The organism is Rhodococcus sp. WS1, assembly GCF_003797745.1.
Lineage (GTDB): Bacteria > Actinomycetota > Actinomycetes > Mycobacteriales > Mycobacteriaceae > Rhodococcus_F > Rhodococcus_F erythropolis.
The window spans coordinates 2,499,897-2,521,336 of the sequence record NZ_RKLZ01000001.1 but is presented as its reverse complement, the minus strand read 5'-3'; the positions used below and the strand labels follow the sequence as shown (position 1 = coordinate 2,521,336).

The window sequence follows — 21,440 nt, the reverse complement described above, 5'->3', positions numbered from 1 at the left end:
CCTGGTGCGATACTCGAACCATGTTCGAGGATGCCTTGCTCATCGACGCGGCCGGCCGGCCCACCATGCAGCATCACCAGGCCTTTTCTCGGGACTGGGACCGCATCAAGGAATGGTCCGACAACATCTACATGCCGTATACGGTCACGCCGATAGGAAGTCGGTTGAAGCCGGCTTCGGACATGTACTCGGCAGCGGTGGGCAAGATCGACGTCACCCGATTCTGCTACGGCATTCCGGTCTCTGTCGGTGAATGTTCTCCTGAGGCCGGAAACATTCTGGTTCTGACGACGATCAGAGGCAACGGCCGACATGCCCTTGGCCGGGGAGCTGCGGCAAATACTGCCGTGGGGGAGACTTTTGTCGCCGACTGTAGTCGGACCGACTATTTCGTCGAATTCGACGAGGATCATCTGCAGCTGAATCTCACTGTGCCGCATCAGCTTGTCGCCGACCACGCCCGGCAGTGGTACGGGGCGGTTCCCGACGATCGTCTGTGGCGGCACAAGTGCACCATCGGCGGCCGTGGCTCGAGTTGGCTCGCATTGATGGACTATGTCGTTCGCGCAATTGCAGAGTCACCTGACGCGATGTCGGGTGAAAGGCTGGGCGCCAGAGTTCAAGAACTCATCACGGCTCAGCTTCTCGACGAGTGGGCGACGCAGGCCGGGTTGCAACTCGGTGTCGACGTCGCCTCCGCCGAACCGGCCTATGTGCGATCGGCGGAGGAGTACATCGATACCTTTGCGCGCTCGGTGCCGACGGCGTCCGAGATCGCCGCTGCGGTGGGTGTCAGTGTCCGGGCGCTCACTGCGGGATTTCGGCGGTACCGAGACACCACGCCGGGGCAACGATTGCGCGCGCGTCGACTGGAGGGGGTACGCAGCGAATTGTTGCGTTCCGAGGGGAGAACCGTCTCCGAAATCGCAAACGCCTGGGGCTACGTCAATCTGGGCATGTTTGCGGCCGCCTACCGGAAACGGTTCGGAGAGTTGCCTTCCGAGACTCGGAACCCACTCTGAGGACAGTTGTTTGAACGGTCATGACGATCGGTTTACGCACTCGATGAACTGCGATGATCCGTTGTTTCGTGTCGGAGCGTTCTGCAAGGATTGAAATCGAACGTGACAGCAATCCCACGAGCTAGGAGTACGTCATGGCAACTCGACTCAATCCGTACATCAGTTTCAACGGTAACGCGCGTGAAGCGTTGGAGTTCTACAAGGGCATTTTCGGTGGCACGCTGGCGCTGAGCACGTTCGGTGAATTCGGCAATCCCGGCGAAGGCGGGGACAAGATCATGCACGGAATGCTCGAGACCGATCAGGGATACACCCTGATGGGTGCTGACACTCCGCCAGGCATGCCGTACAACCCCGGCGACAACATCACGGTCAGCCTCAGCGGCGACGACGGCGATGTGCTGCGCGGGTACTGGGAGCAACTGTCGGGAACAGGTACGGTCAGCGTTCCGCTCGAGAAGCAGATGTGGGGCGACGAATTCGGCGCCTGTACAGACAAATTCGGTATTTCCTGGCTGGTGAATATCGGAGCGCCCCAGAGCTGACTCCAGACTCTGCCCGGTTCTGCCGAAACGAGACAGTTTTCCTGCCGTTTCGAGGCAGAGCCGGGTGTGTGATCGCCGTTACATTCTGTTCGACAAGACAAGTTGCAAGTCGGATGGAGAAATGCAGTGACGATCGAAGATATTGCGCGGAAGCCCCTTTCGAAGCAGCGCCTCGACGACGTGCTGGCGCGAGCAACTCAGGGGGCTGATCGCGTCCCGGGTGTGGTCGCGATGATCACGGATCGAGAAGGCAACATCTACGAGGGTGCTGCGGGCGAGCGGACTCTCGGTTCCGGCGTTCCGATGACCCTCGATACAACCTTTGCGCTCTTCTCCACCACCAAGGCGATCACCGGTACCGCTGTCCTGCAATGTGTGGAGGAGGGATTGCTCGATCTCGATGCACCTGCAGCGACCTATGTTCCCGACATCGGTGAGCTGAAGGTCCTGGACGGTTTCGACGCCGGCGGAAACCCCGTTCTTCGGGAACCCAAGCGCGACATCACCACTCGCATGCTGCTCCTTCACACTGCAGGGTTCGGCTACGACTTCTTCAACGAGTCGTACAACCGGCTCTCGCAGGAACATGGGCAGCCCAGCGTGATCACGTGTAGCAAAGCGGCGCTCACGACACCGCTGCTCTTCGACCCGGGTGAGAAGTGGGAGTACGGCACCAACATCGACTGGGCCGGACAGGTCGTCGAGTCGATTCGAGGTCAGCGACTCGGCGATGTCATGCGTCAGCGCATCTTCGAACCTCTCGAGATGGCCGATACGGCATTCACGATGAGCCCGTCGATGAAGGATCGACTTGCGCCGATCCATCAGCGTGAGAGCGACGGAAGCCTCACTCCGCTCATCGGATTCGAGCTTCCGGCCGAACCCGAGGTGCACATGGGTGGTCACGGTTTGCACGGCACTGTCGGCGACTACATGAAGTTCATCCGTATGTGGCTCAACGACGGCGCGGGCACTTCGGGTCGCGTGTTGTCGTCGGAGACGGTAGCTGCAGCCGTTCAGAACGGGCTCGAAGGCCAGCACGTGGGGTTGTTGCCCGGAGTTCTCCCGACGCTGTCCAACGATGCGGAATTCTTCCCCGGTGTACCCAAAGGATGGGCATACTCCTTCATGACAAATGAAGAGGTGGCACCCACCGGTAGGCCGGCCGGATCGCTGGCTTGGGCGGGTCTTGCCAACCTCTATTACTGGATCGACCGGCAGACCGGCGTCGGCGGGTTCTGGGCAACGCAGATTCTGCCGTTCGCGGACGCTGGATCCATCAACGGATACCTGGAATTCGAGACCGCCGTTTACCAGTGATCGGCTGGATTCCCGCTGTCCGGGATCGACTGTTTCTTTCGGGCGGGTTCGGAGTACGCATGCAGTACAGCGCACGCTTGCATACGACGAACTAGGAGACGGCATGAACAGCCTCGAAGGCAGCTTCGAAGGAAAAGTTGCACTGATCACCGGCGCCGCACGCGGTCAGGGGCGCGCCCACGCTGTCGCATTCGCGGAGCGTGGCGCGGACATCGTGATCTGCGACCGGTGCGAGAACAGTGATGTCGTCGCCTACCCCCTCGCAAACGAGGAGGATCTGAAGGAAACCGTTCGTTTGGTGGAAGCCACCGGTCGTCGGTGCATTGCCGTCAAGGCAGACACTGCTGATCGCGACGCAATGGACGCGCTCGTTGCCCGCGCTGAAGCCGAGTTCGGCCGTGTCGACATCGCCGTCGCGAATGCCGGTGTGTCCGTGCCCGCTCCGATCACGTCGATGACGTCGGCGCAGTGGAACGAAGTCATCTCGTCGAACCTGACCGGTGTGTTCAACACCGTTGCGGCCGTGTCAGGTGGAATGGCGGAACGTGGTTACGGTCGCATCATCACGATTTCCTCGATGATGGGTCGCTCCGGTGGCACCCAGATGGCTGCGTACGGCGCCTCCAAGTGGGGCGTCATCGGTTTGACGAAGAGTGTGTCGCTCGAACTGGCAAACTCGGGTGTGACCGTGAATGCTATTGCACCGGGGAACATCTCGACGCCGATGATTCACAACGACATGATGTACGCGATGATGCGGCCTGACCTCGAATCGCCGACGGCAGACGACGTCGAACCCGTGTACGCGACTCTGCATGCGCAGCCGGTCGGTTGGCTGGATCCCTTCGAGATCACGCGAGTAGTCCTGTTCCTCGCCGCCGACGCGAGTGCCCACATGAGTGGCATCGTGGTTCCTGTCGACGCCGGAGTAGCCGCTCGCTCGAACGCTTGACGGACAAGACTGTTCGCGCGAAAGCGCGGACCGGGTGGGTCGTCGGCGTCCTGAGTCTGAGCGGTGTGGTGGTCGCGCTGCAACAGACCTTGGTGGTGCCGGTCCTGCCTGCGTTCGCGACGGCATCGGGAGTATCGTCCTCCACCGCTTCCTGGCTGGTGACCTCGACGTTGCTGACCGGTGCCGTCGCAACCCCTCTCATCGGCAGACTCGCCGACATGTTCGGTAAGCGCGCGATGATGCTCGTCTGTCTTGCCGTGATGATCGTCGGCTGCATGGTTGCGGCGCTCAGCCAGAGTTTCTGGTTATTGATCCTCGGGCGCTCGTTGCAGGGGTTCGCGACGGCACTTCTGCCCGTCGGAATCAGCATCATGCGCGATGTCCTCCCTCCGGAAAAGCTCAGTGGTGCAGTAGCTCTCATGAGTGCGACGTTGGGGATCGGTGGCATGTTCGGTATGCCGATGGCTGGGGTGATCTCGGCGCACTGGGGACTACCCGCGCTTTTCTGGGTCACCGGTGGATTCGGGGTCGTACTGATAGTCGTCTTGCCGCTGGTGGTGCCGGAATCGGCTGTGAAGAGTCGCGGACGCTTCGACTTTCTGGGAGCCACAGTCCTCACGCTCGCTATGACTGCACTGCTGCTGGCCGTTTCGAAAGGAACCGAATGGGGCTGGGCAAGCTCCGAGGTTCTGGTTCTGATCGCGTCCGGCGTGGTCTTGCTCTGTGGATGGATTCCGTGGGAACTGCACACGCCGGCACCGCTGGTCGATCTGCGGACTTCCCTTCGCGCTCCGATTCTGGTTTCGAACGTCTGCGCAGTATTACTCGGTTTTGCCATGTTCATCAGCGCGTTGGCGGCAACGCAGGAACTTCAGTTGCCCCTGGCGTCGGCGGACGGTCTCGGACTCTCGGCTGCCGAAGCCGGACTGGCGATGATGCCGGGCGGAGTCCTGATGATCGGATTGGCGCCGGTGTCGTCGAAGGTGACGAGGCGATGGGGAGCGAAGGCCACGTTGGCCTCAGGAGCGATCGTCATCGCAATCGGATACGTCTTGCGTGTGCTGTTGACGCCGACGCTGGTCAATATCGTGATCGGCGCTGCCGTGGTATCGGCCGGTGTGGCATTTTCCCTGGCAGCCATGCCGACTCTGATCACCGAATCTGCGCCGATCCATCAGACTGCCTCGGCCAACGGATTCAACAGCCTGCTCCGTTCGGTCGGTACCTCCACCGGAAGCGCCGTTGCGGCAGCGGTATTGGCCAGTTCAACGGTGGTGATCGGTGCGAGCGCTGTGCCGACCCTGCATTCGTTCGCGGTTTTGTACTGGATCGGAGCGGGCGTATCAGCACTGGCCGCCGCTGTGACGTTGGCAGTGAAGGTGGAGCGGACGGGGGCGGTATCGCTGCCCGAGTTACCAATTGCAGCCGAAACCGATGGCGCAACGAAGATCGGGTGAGTCGACGGACGCACCCGATCTTCGTCGTCACCGTTATCTTCGACTGGAATCAACCAGGTACCCGAGACCGGGAGATCCTAGGTGACCCTGGGAGGTGATGTTTCTGGCAATCCGGGGGGTGGTGGTCTGTTCTGTGGTGCAGCGTTTCGGACTGTTGCGTGAAAAATCCTGGAATGTGTCGGCCTCCTGGGTCACACTGGGGAACGGACTACCGACGGATTACCGATGCGGGAGGGCTCATGACCGAAGCGATTGTGGCCGAGGGGCTGGTCAAGAAGTACGGCGACGTCACGGCATTGGACGGCATCGACCTGGAAGTGCGCGAGGGTTCGGTGATGGCTCTGTTGGGCCCCAACGGCGCCGGAAAAACCACTGCGGTAAGGATATTCACGACGCTGCTCATTCCGGACGGTGGACGCGCCAAGGTTGCCGGGCTGGACGTGGTCGAGGATGCGCGGGCGTTGCGATCCAAGATCGGTGCTTCGGGTCAGTACGCCGCGGTCGACGAGTACCTGACGGGCTACGAGAATCTGGACATGGTCGGGCGGCTGTATCATCTCGGCGCCCGAAGCAGTAAGGCCCGAGCGCGTGAATTGCTCGAGCAGTTCGATCTCGTCGAGGCTGGAGATCGGCCGGTCAAGGGCTATTCCGGCGGAATGCGGCGACGTCTCGATCTCGCCGGCGCATTGGTTGCTCGGCCACAGGTGTTGTTTCTCGACGAGCCGACCACGGGCCTCGATCCTCGGGCGCGACTCGGTCTCTGGGACGTCATCGAAGGGTTGGTGGCTCAGGGGACCACGCTGTTGCTCACGACGCAATACATGGAGGAAGCCGAGAGGTTGGCCGACCAGATCGCCGTCATCGACCGCGGCTCGGTCATCGCGCGCGGTACTGCAGACCAGTTGAAGGCGCGGGTCGGGGGTGAGCGCATCGAATTGAGCGTGCACGAGGTCGAACATCTCGACATCGTCCGAGAAGAATTGCGCTCGCTTGCCGTGGGGGACATTCAGGTTCAAGAGAATGTCCGTCGCGTCACCGTTCCTGTCGACGACGGTACCGATGCGTTGGTCGCAGCGCTGAATCTCCTGTCGGCACGAGGCATTCGGGTGTTCGACGTCGGTCTGCGCCGGCCCACTCTCGACGATGTCTTTCTCACACTGACCGGGCACCAGGCTGAACTGGAGGATCAGAAATGACCGTGCAGATGGCGCTCGAAGACGGTTTGACCATCGCCAGGCGAAACTTGATCAAGATCAAGCGCGTTCCGGATCTACTGGTGTTCACCACTTTGTCGCCGATCATGTTCGTGCTCTTGTTCGCATACGTGTTCGGCAGCGCGATCTCCGTCCCGGGCACGTCGTATCGAGAGTTCCTGATCGCCGGAATCTTCACGCAGACGGTCATATTCGGTGCTACCTGGACTGGTTTGGGGATGGTCGAAGATATTCAGAAAGGAATCATCGACAGATTTCGATCGCTGCCCATGGCTCCGTCTGCCGTGCTGACCGGCCGAACATCGAGTGACGTGTTGATCAACGTCATCAGCTTGGTGGTCATGTCGTTGACCGGTCTTCTGGTGGGGTGGCGCATCCATTCCAGCTTCCTCGAGGCGGTGGCCGGGTATGCGCTGCTTCTGTTCTTCGCGTACGCATTGTCATGGGTCATGGCTGTCGTCGGGCTTTGGATCCGCACGCCGGAAGTGTTCAACAACGCGAGTTTCATCGTCATCTTTCCGCTGTCGTTCATCGCGAACACTTTTGTCGAGACCACCAATCTTCCCGGCCCGCTCAAAGTGATCGCCGAATGGAATCCGGTGTCGGCGGTGACTCAGGCGGTGCGTGAACTGTTCGGCAATACCAATCCTGCGATGACGGTTCCGGATGCGTGGCCACTGCAGAATCCGGTCATCGCGTCGCTGTTGTGGACTTTCGGTTTGCTGATCGTCTTCGTGCCGTTCGCTATTCGTCGGTATCAGAAGGCAGTCAGCCGCTGACCTGGTGATTCCGGCCGGTAGGGTGGGTATGTGCCGGAGCCCGAACGCATCGACAAACGCAGCCTGAGATACGCCGGGCGACGTGAGGAGTTGCTCGACGCGCTGACCCGCTACGTCATCGACAACGGTGTCGGGGAACTGACGGTGAGGCAGCTCGCCAAGGCCGTAGGTGTGTCGCATGCGTCGTTGCTCAACCATTTCGAGAGCAAGGAGAACCTGCTCTCCGAGGTCATCGAGAACATGCGTGGTGAGTCCATTCCGATTGCGGTTCCGATGAAATCGGGGGTCGATCCGGCGACAGTGCTGACCGCGTGGTGGACCGAACGTACGACGCCGGAGGTACTGCCGCGGTTCCGAGTGATGGTCGAGATTTACGCCCTCGCGCTCGGCGACCGCGAACGCTACGGACGGTTCCTGGACCGTTTTGTAGGCGATTGGATCGAGGCACTGGAAGCCGGTCTACGACAAGCGGGTTGCCCCGAGGACGATGTTGCCTCTGTCGCTACTCTGTTGCTCTCGCAAATGCGGGGTCTGTCGATGGATCTTCTGGCCACTGGGGACCGGGCCCGCGTCGATCGTGCGTTCGGGCTTTTTGTCGACGGCTTTGCCGCCCGCGCTCGGGAATGGTCCACGCCAGGATCCGATCGCCTTCAACACTGACCGATCACCACGGTCGACGCCGTCTCACTGTAGGTTGCCACCCGAGTGAGAAACCCTCCCCGAGTGAATGTTTCAACAGTCATTTCGACCTGCTCCGTACTCGTCTCGACGAGAAGACAGCCACCCGGTCGTAGCCACGGCGCAGCGTCCGCGATGATGCGTCGCTGCAGGTCCAGTCCGTCGGTGCCGCCGTCCAACGAGACCAGCGGTTCGTGAAGACGGGCTTCGGGCGGCATCAGCCTGATCGAATCGGTGGGGACGTAAGGTGCATTGGCAACGACCACATCCACGCGACCGAGTAATTCCGTCGGCAGTGGTTCGAAGAGATCGCCTTCGAGTACGCGCTCGGGCGGTGTGATGTTTCGGCGAGCGCACCGCACCGCGGCTGGTTCCACATCTACCGCGTACAAATCGATGGCATCGAGCGTCGACTGCAGGACGGTACCGACAGCTCCTGAGCCACAACACATGTCGACGACGACGCTTCTCGAGACGACGAGTGAGCAGGCCTGCCGGGCGAGGAACTCGGTGCGCCGGCGTGGGACGAAGACTCCAGAGTCGATGTGAATGCGCAAGCCGCAGAACTCGACCCATCCGAGGACAGGTTCGAGTGGTTCGCCGGCAACTCGTCGGTCGACCATCGCGTCGAGTTCATCGAGAGAGCGTGCGGTGTGAAGAAGTAGGCGAGCCTCGTCATCGGCGAATACGCAACCTGCTGCTCGGAGAATCGCAGCCACCGACTTCTGCTGCGAAGCAGGGAAGGTCGGGAGATCAGGTGCTGACATGAGAGAGCCTTTCGGCCTCCTGATCTCGCTGGGACCTGCACGTATCGAACACCGCCACCCTACCCGAGCAGGCGTGTCACGACGGTAGATGCGGAGTGGGAATCTAGGTTGACCAATTGGTAAGGCTGTTCTATGGTCTGAACTCGATCGGCTGATGTGGGGCCGATCACCACAGATGCACCGTCACCGCAATCGTAGGAGAAGTACGTGAGTAAGCGACTGGGTAGGACGCTCGTCGGGCTGAGTGCGAGTGCTTTGGTGGCGTTGACAGTTGCGGCCCCGGCCGGAGCGGAACCGAACGATGCTCCGGGTGCTGTCGTGAGTCAGGAGTTACTCGGTCCCGATCGGGTGATCCCGGGCGCCGTGAGCGCAACAAAGGTGACGTACTGGTCGACGGGCCCGAAGGATGCGCCGATGACGAGTACCGGTGTGGTGTATCGCCCAGAGGGAGCTCCGCCCGAGGGTGGTTGGCCGGTCATCTCCTATGCGCACGGAACGGTGGGTGTCGCGGATCAGTGTGCGCCGAGCATCAGTGTTCCACTCGAACGGACCGCGACACATCTGGGTCACTGGCTGGAGCAGGGATACGCGGTGGTGACGACCGACTACGTGGGGCTCGGAACACCTGGTGTTCACCCGTATCTCGACGGTCGTTCCGCTGCACACAGCGTTGTGGACATGGTGCGTGCCGCTCGTGCGGTCGACGACGACCTGTCGAGCGAATGGGTTGCGATGGGACAGTCGCAGGGCGGGCAGGCGACTATGTTCACCGCTTCGCTTGCCACTGATTACGCGCCGGAGTTGGACTACCGCGGCGCTGTCGCCACTGGTGTCCCCTCGAACATCGAAAATCTTCTACCGCTCGGTGGTCCGGCTTTCCCGGCGCTTCCGCTCAAGGGTACGACGGTCTACATCGCGAACGTTCTTGACGGACTGCGTGCTTCGCGGCCGGACATCGACATCGACTCGTATCTGACCCCGCTCGGCAAGACCATCCTCGACGACGTCGAGAACAACATGTGCTACACCGAGGCGCGCACGAAGTACGGAACCGTCACACTCGGGCAGGTGCTGACGAAGTCGCTGGACAATCCAGTATTCATGGAGGCTGCGCGTGAACTGCTCACTGTGCCGACCGCAGGATACGACCGCCCGTTCTTCATCGGTCAGGGGTTGTCGGACATCGATGTTCCGGCACCGCTGACACTGAAGTTCGCGGCCGACCTCGCTGCCAACGGTGTGGAGTTTGCATTCCATACCTATCCCACTGATCATCTGGGAACCGTCCCGGCTTCGGTTCCAGACAGCACTCCCTTTGTCGCGGCGCTGTTCTCTGGTCGACAACCCTGTACCGGAAGCCTCTGCTGACCGAGGTCTTTCAGATGACCCCCACTCCGCGAAGGTAGATGTCGATCGGGATCCGAAGTTGCCGAACGGTCTCGCTGGAGTGAGGGTCCCGGCTACGTGATCCGAGACAATAGTCGAAGATCAAGCCCTCCAGCAGGCTCAGGAAATTTGCGGCGGAGACGTCAGGGTCGTCAACGCCAACGGTTTCGAAGACGGGTCTTGCCTTCTCGAACGAAAACACGCTGCCTTCGAGGAGTTGGTGCAATGCCGAATCTCGGGGAGTTTCCACGAGTAGTGCACAGCGCGCGATCAATTCGTGTCTGCGGTGCGAGAGAAGATCGTCGAGATACTCGGCCGTCAGGGCAGCAGGATCGCTGGGCCTCTCGTGGAGTTCGTCGAAAGTCGAACGTGACCGGTGCACGATGTGCAATGCGGTTGCTTCGAGAAGTGACTCGCGAGTGCGGAAATAGTACGACGTCGAACCGGCAGGAAGTTCCAGGGACTGATCAACCGCCCGGTGGGTGAGTGCACGCGGGCCCTGCTCGGCGATGATCGTGACGGCGGACGCCGCAATGAGGGCTCTGCGATCGGGCTTCATGTCGTTCCTTGCTGTCGATGTTGCATGCTCCCGGAGTTGCATGCTGCAGATGGTGCGTCGTGAGGGTCACATTGACTCGATTTGCCCTCGGTCACTAGCCTCGACTCTACAGATGTAGAGGAGCCTCATGTTACTGGACGAAGAGCAGTTGGCGGCACATGAAGCCCTCGATGCACTGCGGGCCCGAATCTCGGGCGGTGAGGTCGGCGGAGGGATCTACCTCTGGGGTAGCGTCGGCCGCGGTAAGACGATGCTCATGGACGAGTTCTACGAGAGCATCCGAGTCGGCAAGCAGCGCATTCACTTTCATCGGTTCTTTGCAGATCTGCACTCTCGGGCGCACGAACTCGGGTCGATGGGCGCGGCGCTGGACCACGTCGTCGACGGAATCCGCGTGCTCTGTTTCGACGAGTTCCACATCGACGACGTCGCCGACGCCATGTTCATGGCAAGGGTTCTCGACACAATCGTCGCGAAAGGTGTGACTGTTGTTGTCACGTCCAATGTCCCGCCGACCGATCTTCTTCCGAATCCGCTTTTTCACGAGCAGTTCGTTCCGTCGATCGAGTTGATCGAGCGGACTCTCGAGGTGATCGAATTGGGTGGCTCCGTCGACTATCGGACGGCGGGTCAGCCAGGTGCCGGGGACTACCGTTTTGCGACAGGGGCATTCCTCGTCGGCTCGGGAATTACGTGGCCTTCGGGCGAAAGTGTCGAATTGACGATAGGCACACGCACATTGGAGTGCTCGGCGATTCGAGACGGTGTTGTCTGGTTCGACTTCGAGGTGCTGTGCGCTGGTTCGACCTCGGCTGCCGACTATCTCGAGCTCGCCTCCCGCTTCGACGACTGGGTGATCTTCGGAGTACCGGTGCTCGCCGAAGCTTCGGAATTTGCCCTTCGCCGTTTCGGAAATGTCGTCGATGTTCTCTACGACGTCGATGCGCGACTGACGGTGTATGCCGCTGCCGGTGTGGAGGTAGTAGCAGGCAGCCTCCGGGACGTGCCCGGATTGGCGCGCCTCTACAGTCGTCTGTCGTTACTGGCGAGAACGGCGATGGACAGCGTCAACGGGGACGGACAGCGTCAGTTGAGGAGTAGCGTCAATTCCAGGTGAGGCCGCCGGTCGCGGCGCTGGGCGTGAGCCCGAACATACTGTGGCAGATACGGTTGAGATGGGCGCTGTCGGTGAAACCGGCCTCGTGTGCACTGGTTGTCAGGGTTGCGCCACTGCTCATCACTTCCATGGCACGTCGTAACCGTAACCAGCGGATGTAGGTCGAAAAGCTCATCTGCAGTTGATCGTTGAAGATTCTTCCCAGCCGTCCGGGCGAGATGGAGACCAGGGCGGCGATGTCCGTCAGTGTGACCTGCCCCGAGATTCTCTCGGGAAGTAGCGTCAGGGCATGCTCGAGGGCCGGGTGAAGAACGCCTAAGTTCGACGCCTTTTCGTATTCGGATAGTGAATCGATCAGCCTCGCTGCGTATTCCAGATCCGAATCAGCGCCGCGGTCCGTCATCGCTACTGCGGTCTGCCCACGGTCCGACCAGTCGGCCACACCACCGCGGCCCGGCTCCGGTGGCCTGATGCGCAGACCCATCCCGGTGGTGGAGTCAATGTAGATCGCCCGTCCCCGCGCACCCTCGGAGGCGGACAACGCGTGGACCGCCCCGGATGGAATGACCACGGACCGCACGACTTCACTGTGGCCGTCCCCGTCCGTGACCGTGACGTCCCCGTCGTCGATGATCATGATCTGAACAGCGGCGTGCGAATGCATGTGCGCGGATCCCACTGCGCCGGTGAACATGAGAATTCCGGGCTGCATGTGGACGGCGCCGGACCAGGTCATGTCGGAAATCATAGTGACGACCCTGACAGAGCTCGGGGTCCGGTCATCCTCCGGTAGGACCGAGCTCAGTCCGAAGATCGTGCGCTGGGCCGATGTGTTCGCGAGGGGTTCACGAGAAGGTGGAATCATGAACAACGCACAAGCACCCGCAGTCCTGTCGGTCCACGCGCTGGGCAAGTCGTACGGCGACGTTCCGGTGCTCCGAGGTGTATCGCTGGAAGTGCGCGCCGGTACTGCTACGGCCATCATGGGTCCTTCAGGATCGGGGAAGTCGACACTGCTGCATTGCATGTCAGGAATCGTCAAGCCCGACTCGGGAGCAATCTTGCTGAGCGGCCGGCATATCGAGAACCTCGGTGAGAACGACCGCAGCCGGCTCCGACGGGAGTCGTACGGGTTCGTTTTTCAATCGGGCCAACTGTTGCCGGAGCTTCCGGCGATCGAGAACGTCGCTTTGCCCTTGGTGCTCAACGGGTTGTCCATCGCAGAAGCCAAGCGGACGGCGCACGGCTTCTTCGCGCCGTTGGGGCTGGATGGGTTGCAGGATCGTCGCCCGGGTCAGATGTCGGGTGGGCAGTCGCAACGTGTGGCGATTGCGCGAGCGTTGGTGACCAAACCCGCCGTTCTCTTCGCGGACGAGCCGACCGGTGCCCTCGACGCGCAGACGAGTTGGGAAGTGATGAGGGTGTTGCGTGATTCGGCTCAACAGATCGGTTCTGCGTTGGTCGTCGTCACTCACGATGCCGAAGTCGCTCGGTGGTGTGATCGCACGATGATGATGCAGGCCGGTTCGCTCGTCGGGACACAGGTGGCGGCATGAAGGCCACAGCGCGCGTTGCATTGATGACGGTGCGAGGTGAAGGGCGAAAGGCCTTGAGTACCTTCGCGCTCCCAGTGTCCGCATTTGCCGCCTCGACGACGTTGTTGCTGACGGTGCTCGGCGGCTACGGTGCATTCGCGGGCAGATCGAGCGAACCCGAAGCCGAGGCGTACCTAGCGCTCGCAGGGGTTGCTTCGGTGTTGATGATCGTTCCAGCCGTCACTCTCGGTCTGGCGGCGGCCCGCTTGGGCGCGCGCCGTCGCGACGAACGACTTGCCTCGCTGCGACTCATCGGATCCACCCCTCGCCAGATCGTTGCGCTGTGCGCTGCGGAATCGGGTATCCAGGGCTTGGCCGGTGCGTTGATCGGTGTGGTGGGATACCTCCTCGCGTTGCCGCTCGTAGCTCTCTTGAGATTTCAAGGTCGGACATTCGAGTGGAGTGAGCTTTGGGTAGGCGCACTTCCGCTGGTGGGCATCGTATTCGGAATGACCATCCTGGCTGCTTTGACGTCGATGCTCGGGATGCGCCAGGTGTTCGTGAGCCCGTTGGGCGTCACGGCGGGCAATCCCAGCGCCGCACCGAAGATGATCTTCGCTGTGGCCGGGGTGGGGGTTCTTGTGGGATGGAGTGCATTCGGGGGCTCCGCGGCAAGCATCGCGGCAATCCTGGTGGGCCTTGGTCTCTGCTTCGGCGTTGTTGCGTTGGTCGGTCCGTTCGTCATTTCGCTGCTTGGACGGATCATGCTCAAATGCGCCAAAGACGGTGCTTCGCTGATTGCGGCGCGTCGGGTCTTGGACAATCCGAAGGCTGTGTGGCGCACGGTCAGCGGTGTGACGATGGCCAGCTTCGTTGCCGCAGGCACATCTCTCCTCGCCGCGATAGGCAACGGGGAGGGGCAGGATTTGCAGCCAGGGCAGGAGTTCCTGTTCGCGGACATGAGAACCGGGGTGTTGTTCACTCTCGGAGCAACATTCACGTTGGCTGCCATCTCGTCTGCGCTCACCCAGGTATCCGGGATCCTCGACAACCGTGAGCTGTATCGGAGTCTGACTTTGGCCGGCACACCTGTCGAGGTGATGGACAGCGCCCGCATGAGGCACGTTCGCACTCCCGTGGTGGTGATGGCACTGGCCGGCGCCGGCGCTGCACTGCTGTTCCTCTTCCCGCTGGCAGGGGCAGCCGTATTGACCACTCCGATGGCGCTGGTTCAGTTGGGTGTCACCCTGGCTGTGGGGATCGCGTTGGTGTTGGCCAGTGCGTTTGCAGCCAAGCCCGTCATGCGACGGGTACTCGCGGGCTGAATCTCCACCGATCGTCCGTCAGTTCTGTTTCCGGAACGGTTCGGCCAACTGGCCGATGTAGTCGTCCGGGTAGTCGGGTTTGGCCGCCATTCCGAGATCGTCACTGCTGAAGCGCTTTTCCGGATCGAAAGAATAAGTGCGGAAAAGGTGATCCCAGATCAGAGTGAACAAACCGAAATTGACGTCACCGATTCCCGCCCACTTCAGGTGATGGAATCGGTGGCCGGCGTTGAGGGCGAGTATCGGACGCAGGGGGCCGATGCGGTAATCGGCATTCGAATGCTGAAGCAGGAGTTGGACAGCGACACAAACCGCGAGCGCCGAGGCAACCGGGACGGGCATCCCGAGGAGGATCAGTGGCAGGACGCCACCGGCGGTTTCGAAAGTCTGATGCACGGGGTGCTTCATCAGTCCGTTCATACCGTAGAACCGTTCGAGGCTGTGATGAACCGCGTGGAAACGCCACAACCATCCAACCTTGTGGCTGATCAAATGCACCACGGTGATGCCGAAATCGGCAACCAACACTGCGAAGACGACCTGAAGGACAAACGGAAGACCGCTCGGCCACAGCCCGTCGAACGGAATCACCGCGGCCATCAACGGGATTACCGCGACGCTGACCAAGATGAGGGATTCGTTGACAAACGCATGGACAGCGTCGCGAAACCTGTCCGGTCCCGGGGCATTCCACGAAGATTCGTAGGGAAGCGCCCGTTCGGCCGCGAAAGAGCAGGCCACTGCGAAGAGAATCAATGCCACCAGTGACCATTTCGGCGCGCCGGATGCCGCCAGCGCGATTGCGGCTCCGTTGATTCCCAAGAGCATGAACGGGACGTACCCGTATCTGACGATGAAGGTGAGCATGTGATCGATGGTGCTTGATAGCGGTTGCTCTCGACTTGTACGAATCGGTCGACTTTCAGTCAGTCGAAACTGCCAGACGTACGTTTGACATGCACATCTGCCGCAGTGCGTTCTTCGCGGTGAGCGCACACGCACCGTGGTTCCGGTCGATCCGTACGAACGGCGTGCACTGACCGGGCTAGCAGGCGGAGTCGATCTTTGCCTGTTGCAAAGTGTTCGTTGGTGCAGCTGGTCGTCCAGAATTAGAAGCTTGTTGAGGGGAAGCGGTTCTGAGGCTGCCCCTCAACAGCAGTTAGTGGGCGAAAGCAGTCCTTTGGGGTCGATCGGCGTTGCTCTTACGAAGTTGCTCGACGACTTCGTTGAGGGCGGTGGCGAGTTTGTACGCGAGATCTTGGCTGAAACCTTCTCGTAGCACGATCCGCAGGACGGCGACATCTTCGGCGTCGGCGGGCATGGTGTACGCGGGCACTTGGAATCCGCGTGCCCGGAGTTCGTGGGAGATGTCGAAGACAGTGAAGCCTGGGTCGTCGACGACTTCGAAGGACAAGACCGGTATAGCGGTGCCGTCGGTGATGATCGCCATGTTGTCGATCTTGGAGATTGCGGCGGAAAGCATAAGCGCGGTGTCGCGCAGCGATTCCATGATCTGGGTGTATCCGGCGACGCCGAGGCGGATGAAGTTGTAGTACTGCCCGACGACCTGGTTGCCAGATCGAGAGAAGTTGAGGGTGAAGGTCGGCATGTCGCCGCCGAGATAGTTGACCCGGAACACCAAGTCTTCCGGTAGGTGTTCTTTCGAGCGCCAGACGACGAAACCGATGCCAGGATATGTCATGCCGTACTTGTGGCCACTGACGTTGATCGAGACCACACGCGGAACCTTGAAGTCCCACATCAGCTCGGGGTGCAGGAACGGGACGACGAAACCTCCACTGGCAGCGTCGACGTGGAGGGGGACGTCGGGACCACCGTTTGAGGCGATCTCGTCGAGGGCTTCGGCGATCTCGGCGACGGGTTCGAGCTCGCCGGTGAATGTAGTGCCCAGGATGGCGACCACGCCGATGGTGTTCTCGTCGACGGCGTCACGGACCTGTTCGGGAGTGATGACGTAGCGGCCCCTTTCCATGGGGAGGTATTTTGGTTCGACGTCGAAGTAGCGGCAGAACTTTTCCCAGACGACCTGGACGTTGCTGCCGAGGATGAGATTGGGCTTCGTGGTGTCTTTACCTTCTTGTTCGCGGCGCTGGCGCCAGCGCCATTTGAGTGCGAGGCCGCCGAGCATCACAGCTTCGGAGGACCCTACCGTTGAGACCCCCGTTGCGGACGCAGGGTCGGAGGTCAGCCCTTCTGCGTGGAAGAGGTCGGCAACCATGTTGACGCAACGAGTTTCGATCTCCGCTGTCGCGGGATACTCGTCTTTGTCGATCATGTTCTTGTCGAATGTCTCGGCCATCAGCTTGTCTGCCTGAGGATCCATCCAAGTGGTGACGAAGGTTGCCAGGTTCAGTCGGGAACTGCCGTCGAGCATCAGTTCGTCGTGGATGAATCGGTACGCAGCTTCGGGATCCGACTCGGCCTTGGGCATTTTCAGAGCTGGAATCGGATCGGTGCCGAGCCGTCCTGTGTACGCCGGTGCGAGGGTTTCGGTGGGAGCTGCGAAGCTGTCTGACATTTTTTTCTCCTCCAGTATGCGAGCGTGCGGGGTACGACTTGGACGGTGATTCAAATGTGGTCGACTGTGAAGATGTTGCTGTGCAGTGCTTTACACCTCGATGGACGGGTACAGGCGTTCCATGGTGTAACGCCGGTTGCGGCGCACGGAGAGTGCGCTGATAGTCATCGAGACGAGCAGAATGCCGGTCAGGACGGCGATTGCTGTCCAGAGTCGAGAGTCGACGTGTTCGGCGGTGATGAGTTGCCGGAGGCCATTGACGGTGTATGTCATCGGGTCGAACGGATGAATGTATTGGAAGGGCGTCGCTGTCGTGGGCACTGGGTAGATGCCGCCGGCGGAGACCAGTTGCAGCATCAGGAAGGCCAATGTCACCACTCGGCCGACTGCGACGCCGAAGAGAGCATTGAACATCTGGATCATCGCCAAATACGTCGCCGAGACCAGCATCAGGAACAGGATAGTTCCGGGAACGTGTTTGACGTCCAGGCCGACCCCGATGTGGACCACGGCGTACATCGTGATCACTTGGAGGATGCCGATGAGCAGTGCCGGCCAGTAGGAAGCCAGAACTGTGCGATAGAGGCCGAGGTTACTGACAGTTGCGCGGGATTGTAGCGGGGTCAGCAGCATCCAGGTGATGATGCAGCCGACGAACAGGGCCAAGGAGAGGAAGAACGGCGCGAATCCGGTACCGAATGTGGGTGCCTCGTTGGTGTAGTCCTGCTTGAGTGCGACTGGGGTGGACAGGGTGTCCGCGGTAGCGTTGCGTTGCGCGTCGGTCCAGCTGGGTACTTGCCCAGCGCCCTGTGCGAGTGCGTCTGCCAGTTCGCCTGAGCCTGATTGCAGCTCGACCATCCCCGAAGCTAACTGATCGGCTCCGCTCGCGAGCTGGGTGCTGCCGTCGGTCAACTGGATCAGTCCGGAGTTCAAAGTCGTGGCTCCGGAACTGAGCTGGTCGGCGCCGTCGCGTAGTTGCCGGACGTCGGAGGCGAGCCCGCCGTTTTGCAGCAGCGCGAGTCCGGATTGCAGGGGACTGGATGGATCCGTCAACTGGTATTCGAGCGCGCGCGCATCACCGCTGAGACGCGCTATCTCCGCTTGTAGTGCGGCAGTGTCACTTTGGGGTTGTGCTGCCACGAGAGGTGTGAGAGCTGCAACGGCCTGTTGTGCGAGCGGATCGGTGCTGGGTCCGAGAAGGTCGAGCACCCGCTGGATTGCCGGGGAGACGGTAACCTGTGGCGGCTTGGGGAGGCGATCCCCGAGGGTGGTGAGGGATTGCCGCAGTTGCGCAGCTTGCGCACCGACGTCGGAGACGGCAGTGGAGTCGAGGGCGTTGAGCAGTGGGTCGGCGACGCCGTCGATGGCTGTGGCGAGTTGCCCGGCGCCGGCTGCGAGCTGCGCGGAACCATCGCGTGCGGTGACCATGTTGGTGGCGAGTTCGCCTGCACCGGAGCTCAGTTGATCGGCCCCACCTTTGGCGGTGTCGATCCCGGCCGCGAGGGTCTTCGCTCCGTCGGCAGCCTGGCCCAGGCCCGAACCGGCGGTCTGTAGGCCCGTCAGGACTTGGCCGACGCCTTGGGCGCCGATGGTCGAGTTGACCTGATTGATGACCTGTTCGGACGCGTCCTGCCCGATGATGGTGGCTAGATAATTATTGGCGTCGTTGAAGGTGAAGGTGAGATCGGCCTTCTCGGGGTTGTCACCGTTGGGTGACTCGACAGCGTCGCTGAAGTTCTCCGGCAAGGTGATGGTGAAATAGTACTTGCCGCTCGAGAGTCCGGCTTGGGCTTCTTGATCCGAGACCTCCGCCAAATCAAGTTGCCCGGAGGCGATGAGCGACTTGACGACCTGATCGCCGGCATCGACTTGTTGGCCTGTCGATGTTCGCCCCGAGTCGTTATTGACAATCGCTGCGGGGATCTTGTTCACCTCGCCGAACGGGTTCCAGAAAGCCCACAAGTACATGGCGCCGTAGAGCAACGGCAACAAGATGATGGTGACGATCGCGATTCGTGGCAGGGTGCCGCGGGAGTAGCGTTTGATATCACTGCCCAGAGATATACCTGCGAGCATCGCTCACCGTCCTTCGGTCATGACGCCGATGTCACCGGCGCCCAGCAGGCCGTGCATGTTCACCACGGCATGGACGCCGCTGTCCGGCGGAAGGTCGTTGACATCGGCGGTGATCACCGACTGGTGCTCTCCCAATGCGACCAGTCGGCGTAACAACATTGTCCGCTCGTCGTCGTCGGCGATCTTGTCGACTCGACCCACCACCAGTAGCGGTGGTCTTTTGGCGTTCGCGACGGCGATCCGCAGCAACAGTTGTTGGATCTCCGGGAGATCGTCGACGAAGGCATTGAGCGGGGGGAGGTCTACGCCGCCAAATGTGTACGCACACATATCTGCTACTTGATCTTCGCTCACCCGGGGCACGAACTTGTACCACGGTGAATTCCATCGCAACTGTTCGGTCACCATGTCCCGCACCGTCACCGATGGGCGAACTTCGTCGAGTTCGTTCAGACATGCGATCGCCGAGACAGCCAGAATTCTCGAGGGTTTCTCGTAGCCCAGCACAGTCAATGACCCGGACGACAATCGCATCCGTCCGCATAGTGCCATCAGCAGGGCTGTGCGCGCGGCACCCGATTGCGCGGCCAGGACGGTCACACCGCCAGCCTCGATGTCGATGTCGAGTGGACCGAACACATGCCCCCACGGCCCGTGGAGCTCGATACCGCGGGCGGACACCAACGACCCTTCGACTCGGTCCTCAGGTAATTCCCAACGCTCGAAACGTGTTTCAACCAACTTGGACTCCCGACTCGGTGGAGCACGAGGACACATCGACCCGCTCAGGTGTTCAGCTTGAATTGGCTGCACGTCAGACGGATCAACGCGATGAAGACGTTGTCACAGTATGTTTTTGACGACCTGACCATTTTTGACAATGACGGAGAGATGTTTGGCCGGATCGGCGAGCAGGCTCAGATCCTCGAGTGGATTGCCGTCGACGAGAAGAACATCTGCCCACGCATCCTTGGCGATCACTCCGAGTGGTGCTTGCCGGTACGGATCGCGTTCGCCGGCAAGACGGAAGAGTTCGGCATTTCCCGACGTGAGCATCCGAAGTGCTTCGGCATTGCTGTAGTGATCACCGAGTCGCGCCGCCATTTCACTCTGCCGTGGCGCAAGCTGCGGCTCGAGCAAAAGATCCGTACCCCACGCTGTTTTGACACCGTGCTTGCGTGCCCAGCTGTACACATCGTCAGTGCCGGTGCAGATTTCGCGATCCTTTTCTGCGCGGCCCGGATCCGGATAGTGGTGATCGCCCAGCGCGAAGGGCTGCATCGAAAGCCAGATGTCCTTCTCAGCCATCAGAGCGATCGTCGCCTCGTCAGCGAGATGACCGTGCTCGATGGATTTCACGCCAGCTTCGATGGCGCGGCGAATGCCGGTGACGTTGTAAACGTGGGTGGCGACGTAGGTGCCGTAGTCGGTGGCCGCGTGCACTGCTGCACGAAGCTCGGGATCGGTGAACTGGACCGTGTAGAGCGGGTCGTACATCGACGCAGCGCCGCCGCCGACCATCATCTTGATCTGAGATGCGCCCTTCTTCAGCTGTTCGCGAACAGCTGCCAGTACCCGGTCAGGGCCATCTGCGACGCGCATGAAACCAATTTCTTCGGCGCGAGACTGCTTGCCTCCCAACGCGGTCGGGCATTCGTAGACAAACCCGAAGTCGCCGTGTCCGCTGGTTTGGGAGATGGCAGCCTGGGAAGGGTAGATGCGCGGCCCCTCGAACAGGCCTCGATCGATCACGGACTTGATGCTGCTTGTGTCACCCGCCATGTCCCGGACCGTGGTGAACCCGCGGTGCAGCATGTTCTTTGCTTCAGCGAGGCCGTTGAGTGCGATGTGCGCTTCACTGCCGGTCACCATGTCGACGTATGAATTCGCGTTACCGACCAGGTGAACGTGGGCATCGCTCATGCCGGGCATGAGTACTCGATTACCACCGTCCACGACAGTGGTCTCGCGGCTCGGATCATCCCCGACAGGCGACTCCGACACCGCGGCGATCGTGGTGCCGTCGATCAGAACGTCCCCGGCAACAAAGGTCGAGGAGGTGCCGTCGAAAACACGGACATTGCGAAACAGCAAACGATTTCCAGCTGGAGGAGTGGCTGTCATAAATCGGACATTAGCACCCAAAGTGGAGTCATGCTTCGGTAAAGT

General features: G+C 60.9%; 20 protein-coding genes. 12 read left to right on the top strand and 8 right to left on the bottom strand.

Going from position 1 to position 21,440, the window contains the following annotated elements; all coding sequences use genetic code 11:
• Positions 1-20: 20 nt before the first annotated feature.
• The 8 genes from EEB12_RS11585 (at position 21) to EEB12_RS11550 (ending at position 7,949) form a co-directional block, all read left to right on the top strand.
• Positions 21-1,022, top strand: coding sequence for an AraC family transcriptional regulator (locus EEB12_RS11585; RefSeq protein ID WP_141487793.1), 1,002 nt, complete (start codon positions 21-23; stop codon positions 1,020-1,022).
• 134 nt (positions 1,023-1,156) lie between these two features.
• A complete protein-coding gene (locus EEB12_RS11580) occupies positions 1,157-1,567 on the top strand; it encodes a VOC family protein (protein ID WP_003945857.1) in 411 nt (136 codons plus the stop codon).
• Between the two features lie 180 nt (positions 1,568-1,747).
• A complete protein-coding gene (locus tag EEB12_RS11575; protein ID WP_230691633.1) occupies positions 1,748-2,887 on the top strand; it encodes a serine hydrolase domain-containing protein in 1,140 nt (379 codons plus the stop codon).
• 103 nt (positions 2,888-2,990) lie between these two features.
• On the top strand, positions 2,991-3,839 hold the full coding sequence (locus EEB12_RS11570; RefSeq protein ID WP_003945658.1) for a mycofactocin-coupled SDR family oxidoreductase: 849 nt from the start codon (positions 2,991-2,993) through the stop codon (positions 3,837-3,839).
• Entirely contained in the window at positions 3,836-5,296 is a 1,461-nt protein-coding gene (locus tag EEB12_RS11565; RefSeq protein ID WP_141487792.1) for an MFS transporter, read from the top strand. The genes EEB12_RS11570 and EEB12_RS11565 overlap by 4 nt, the downstream gene beginning before the upstream one ends.
• A gap of 239 nt (positions 5,297-5,535) precedes the next feature.
• On the top strand, positions 5,536-6,492 hold the full coding sequence (locus EEB12_RS11560; protein ID WP_003945489.1) for a daunorubicin resistance protein DrrA family ABC transporter ATP-binding protein: 957 nt from the start codon (positions 5,536-5,538) through the stop codon (positions 6,490-6,492).
• Positions 6,489-7,289 carry an ABC transporter permease gene (locus tag EEB12_RS11555; RefSeq protein ID WP_003945537.1) on the top strand — a complete coding sequence of 267 codons (801 nt, stop codon included), beginning with the start codon at positions 6,489-6,491 and terminating at the stop codon, positions 7,287-7,289. The genes EEB12_RS11560 and EEB12_RS11555 overlap by 4 nt, the downstream gene beginning before the upstream one ends.
• Before the next feature lie 30 nt (positions 7,290-7,319).
• Positions 7,320-7,949 carry a TetR/AcrR family transcriptional regulator gene (locus EEB12_RS11550; RefSeq protein ID WP_097387891.1) on the top strand — a complete coding sequence of 210 codons (630 nt, stop codon included), beginning with the start codon at positions 7,320-7,322 and terminating at the stop codon, positions 7,947-7,949.
• Here EEB12_RS11550 and EEB12_RS11545 read toward each other — a convergent pair.
• The gene (locus EEB12_RS11545) at positions 7,940-8,734 is read right to left on the bottom strand and encodes a putative protein N(5)-glutamine methyltransferase (RefSeq protein WP_141487791.1); all 795 of its coding nucleotides are present in this window, start codon (positions 8,732-8,734) and stop codon (positions 7,940-7,942) included. The two genes, EEB12_RS11550 and EEB12_RS11545, sit on opposite strands and share 10 nt — an antisense overlap.
• A gap of 207 nt (positions 8,735-8,941) precedes the next feature.
• Here EEB12_RS11545 and EEB12_RS11540 point away from each other — a divergent pair, with 207 nt between their 5' ends.
• The gene (locus EEB12_RS11540) at positions 8,942-10,102 is read left to right on the top strand and encodes a lipase family protein (protein ID WP_141487790.1); all 1,161 of its coding nucleotides are present in this window, start codon (positions 8,942-8,944) and stop codon (positions 10,100-10,102) included.
• 10 nt (positions 10,103-10,112) lie between these two features.
• Here EEB12_RS11540 and EEB12_RS11535 read toward each other — a convergent pair whose 3' ends face one another.
• The gene (locus tag EEB12_RS11535) at positions 10,113-10,679 is read right to left on the bottom strand and encodes a TetR/AcrR family transcriptional regulator (RefSeq protein ID WP_141487789.1); all 567 of its coding nucleotides are present in this window, start codon (positions 10,677-10,679) and stop codon (positions 10,113-10,115) included.
• A 127-nt stretch (positions 10,680-10,806) separates the two neighbouring features.
• Here EEB12_RS11535 and zapE point away from each other — a divergent pair, with 127 nt between their 5' ends.
• Positions 10,807-11,796: a cell division protein ZapE gene (gene zapE, locus EEB12_RS11530; protein WP_141487788.1), complete on the top strand. Its 990-nt coding sequence runs from the start codon at positions 10,807-10,809 to the stop codon at positions 11,794-11,796.
• Here the strand turns inward: zapE and EEB12_RS11525 are convergent.
• Positions 11,783-12,532, bottom strand: coding sequence for a helix-turn-helix domain-containing protein (locus EEB12_RS11525; protein ID WP_141487787.1), 750 nt, complete (start codon positions 12,530-12,532; stop codon positions 11,783-11,785). The two genes, zapE and EEB12_RS11525, sit on opposite strands and share 14 nt — an antisense overlap.
• On the opposite strand from EEB12_RS11525, the gene EEB12_RS11520 reads away from it, so the two are divergent.
• Positions 12,507-13,352 (top strand): ABC transporter ATP-binding protein, encoded by an 846-nt coding sequence (locus EEB12_RS11520; protein WP_029254452.1) that lies wholly within the window; start codon positions 12,507-12,509, stop codon positions 13,350-13,352. The genes EEB12_RS11525 and EEB12_RS11520 overlap by 26 nt on opposite strands.
• Positions 13,349-14,656 (top strand): FtsX-like permease family protein, encoded by a 1,308-nt coding sequence (locus EEB12_RS11515; RefSeq protein ID WP_020906135.1) that lies wholly within the window; start codon positions 13,349-13,351, stop codon positions 14,654-14,656. Before EEB12_RS11520 ends, EEB12_RS11515 begins: the two co-directional genes overlap by 4 nt.
• Positions 14,657-14,674: 18 nt before the next feature.
• On the opposite strand, the gene EEB12_RS11510 is transcribed toward EEB12_RS11515, so the two are convergent.
• The 5 genes from EEB12_RS11510 to EEB12_RS11490 form a co-directional block, all read right to left on the bottom strand.
• Complete coding sequence (locus EEB12_RS11510; RefSeq protein ID WP_141487786.1) at positions 14,675-15,523, bottom strand: sterol desaturase family protein; 849 nt, start codon at positions 15,521-15,523, stop codon at positions 14,675-14,677.
• Between the two features lie 292 nt (positions 15,524-15,815).
• Positions 15,816-17,195, bottom strand: a complete 1,380-nt coding sequence (locus EEB12_RS11505; protein WP_019746876.1) for a glutamate decarboxylase — start codon at positions 17,193-17,195, stop codon at positions 15,816-15,818.
• A 90-nt stretch (positions 17,196-17,285) separates the two neighbouring features.
• Positions 17,286-19,271 (bottom strand): YhgE/Pip domain-containing protein, encoded by a 1,986-nt coding sequence (locus EEB12_RS11500; RefSeq protein ID WP_141487785.1) that lies wholly within the window; start codon positions 19,269-19,271, stop codon positions 17,286-17,288.
• Positions 19,272-19,274: 3 nt separating this feature from the next.
• Entirely contained in the window at positions 19,275-19,910 is a 636-nt protein-coding gene (locus EEB12_RS11495; RefSeq protein WP_181447628.1) for a hypothetical protein, read from the bottom strand.
• 204 nt (positions 19,911-20,114) lie between these two features.
• Entirely contained in the window at positions 20,115-21,395 is a 1,281-nt protein-coding gene (locus EEB12_RS11490) for a metal-dependent hydrolase family protein (RefSeq protein WP_141487784.1), read from the bottom strand.
• Positions 21,396-21,440: the final 45 nt, after the last annotated feature.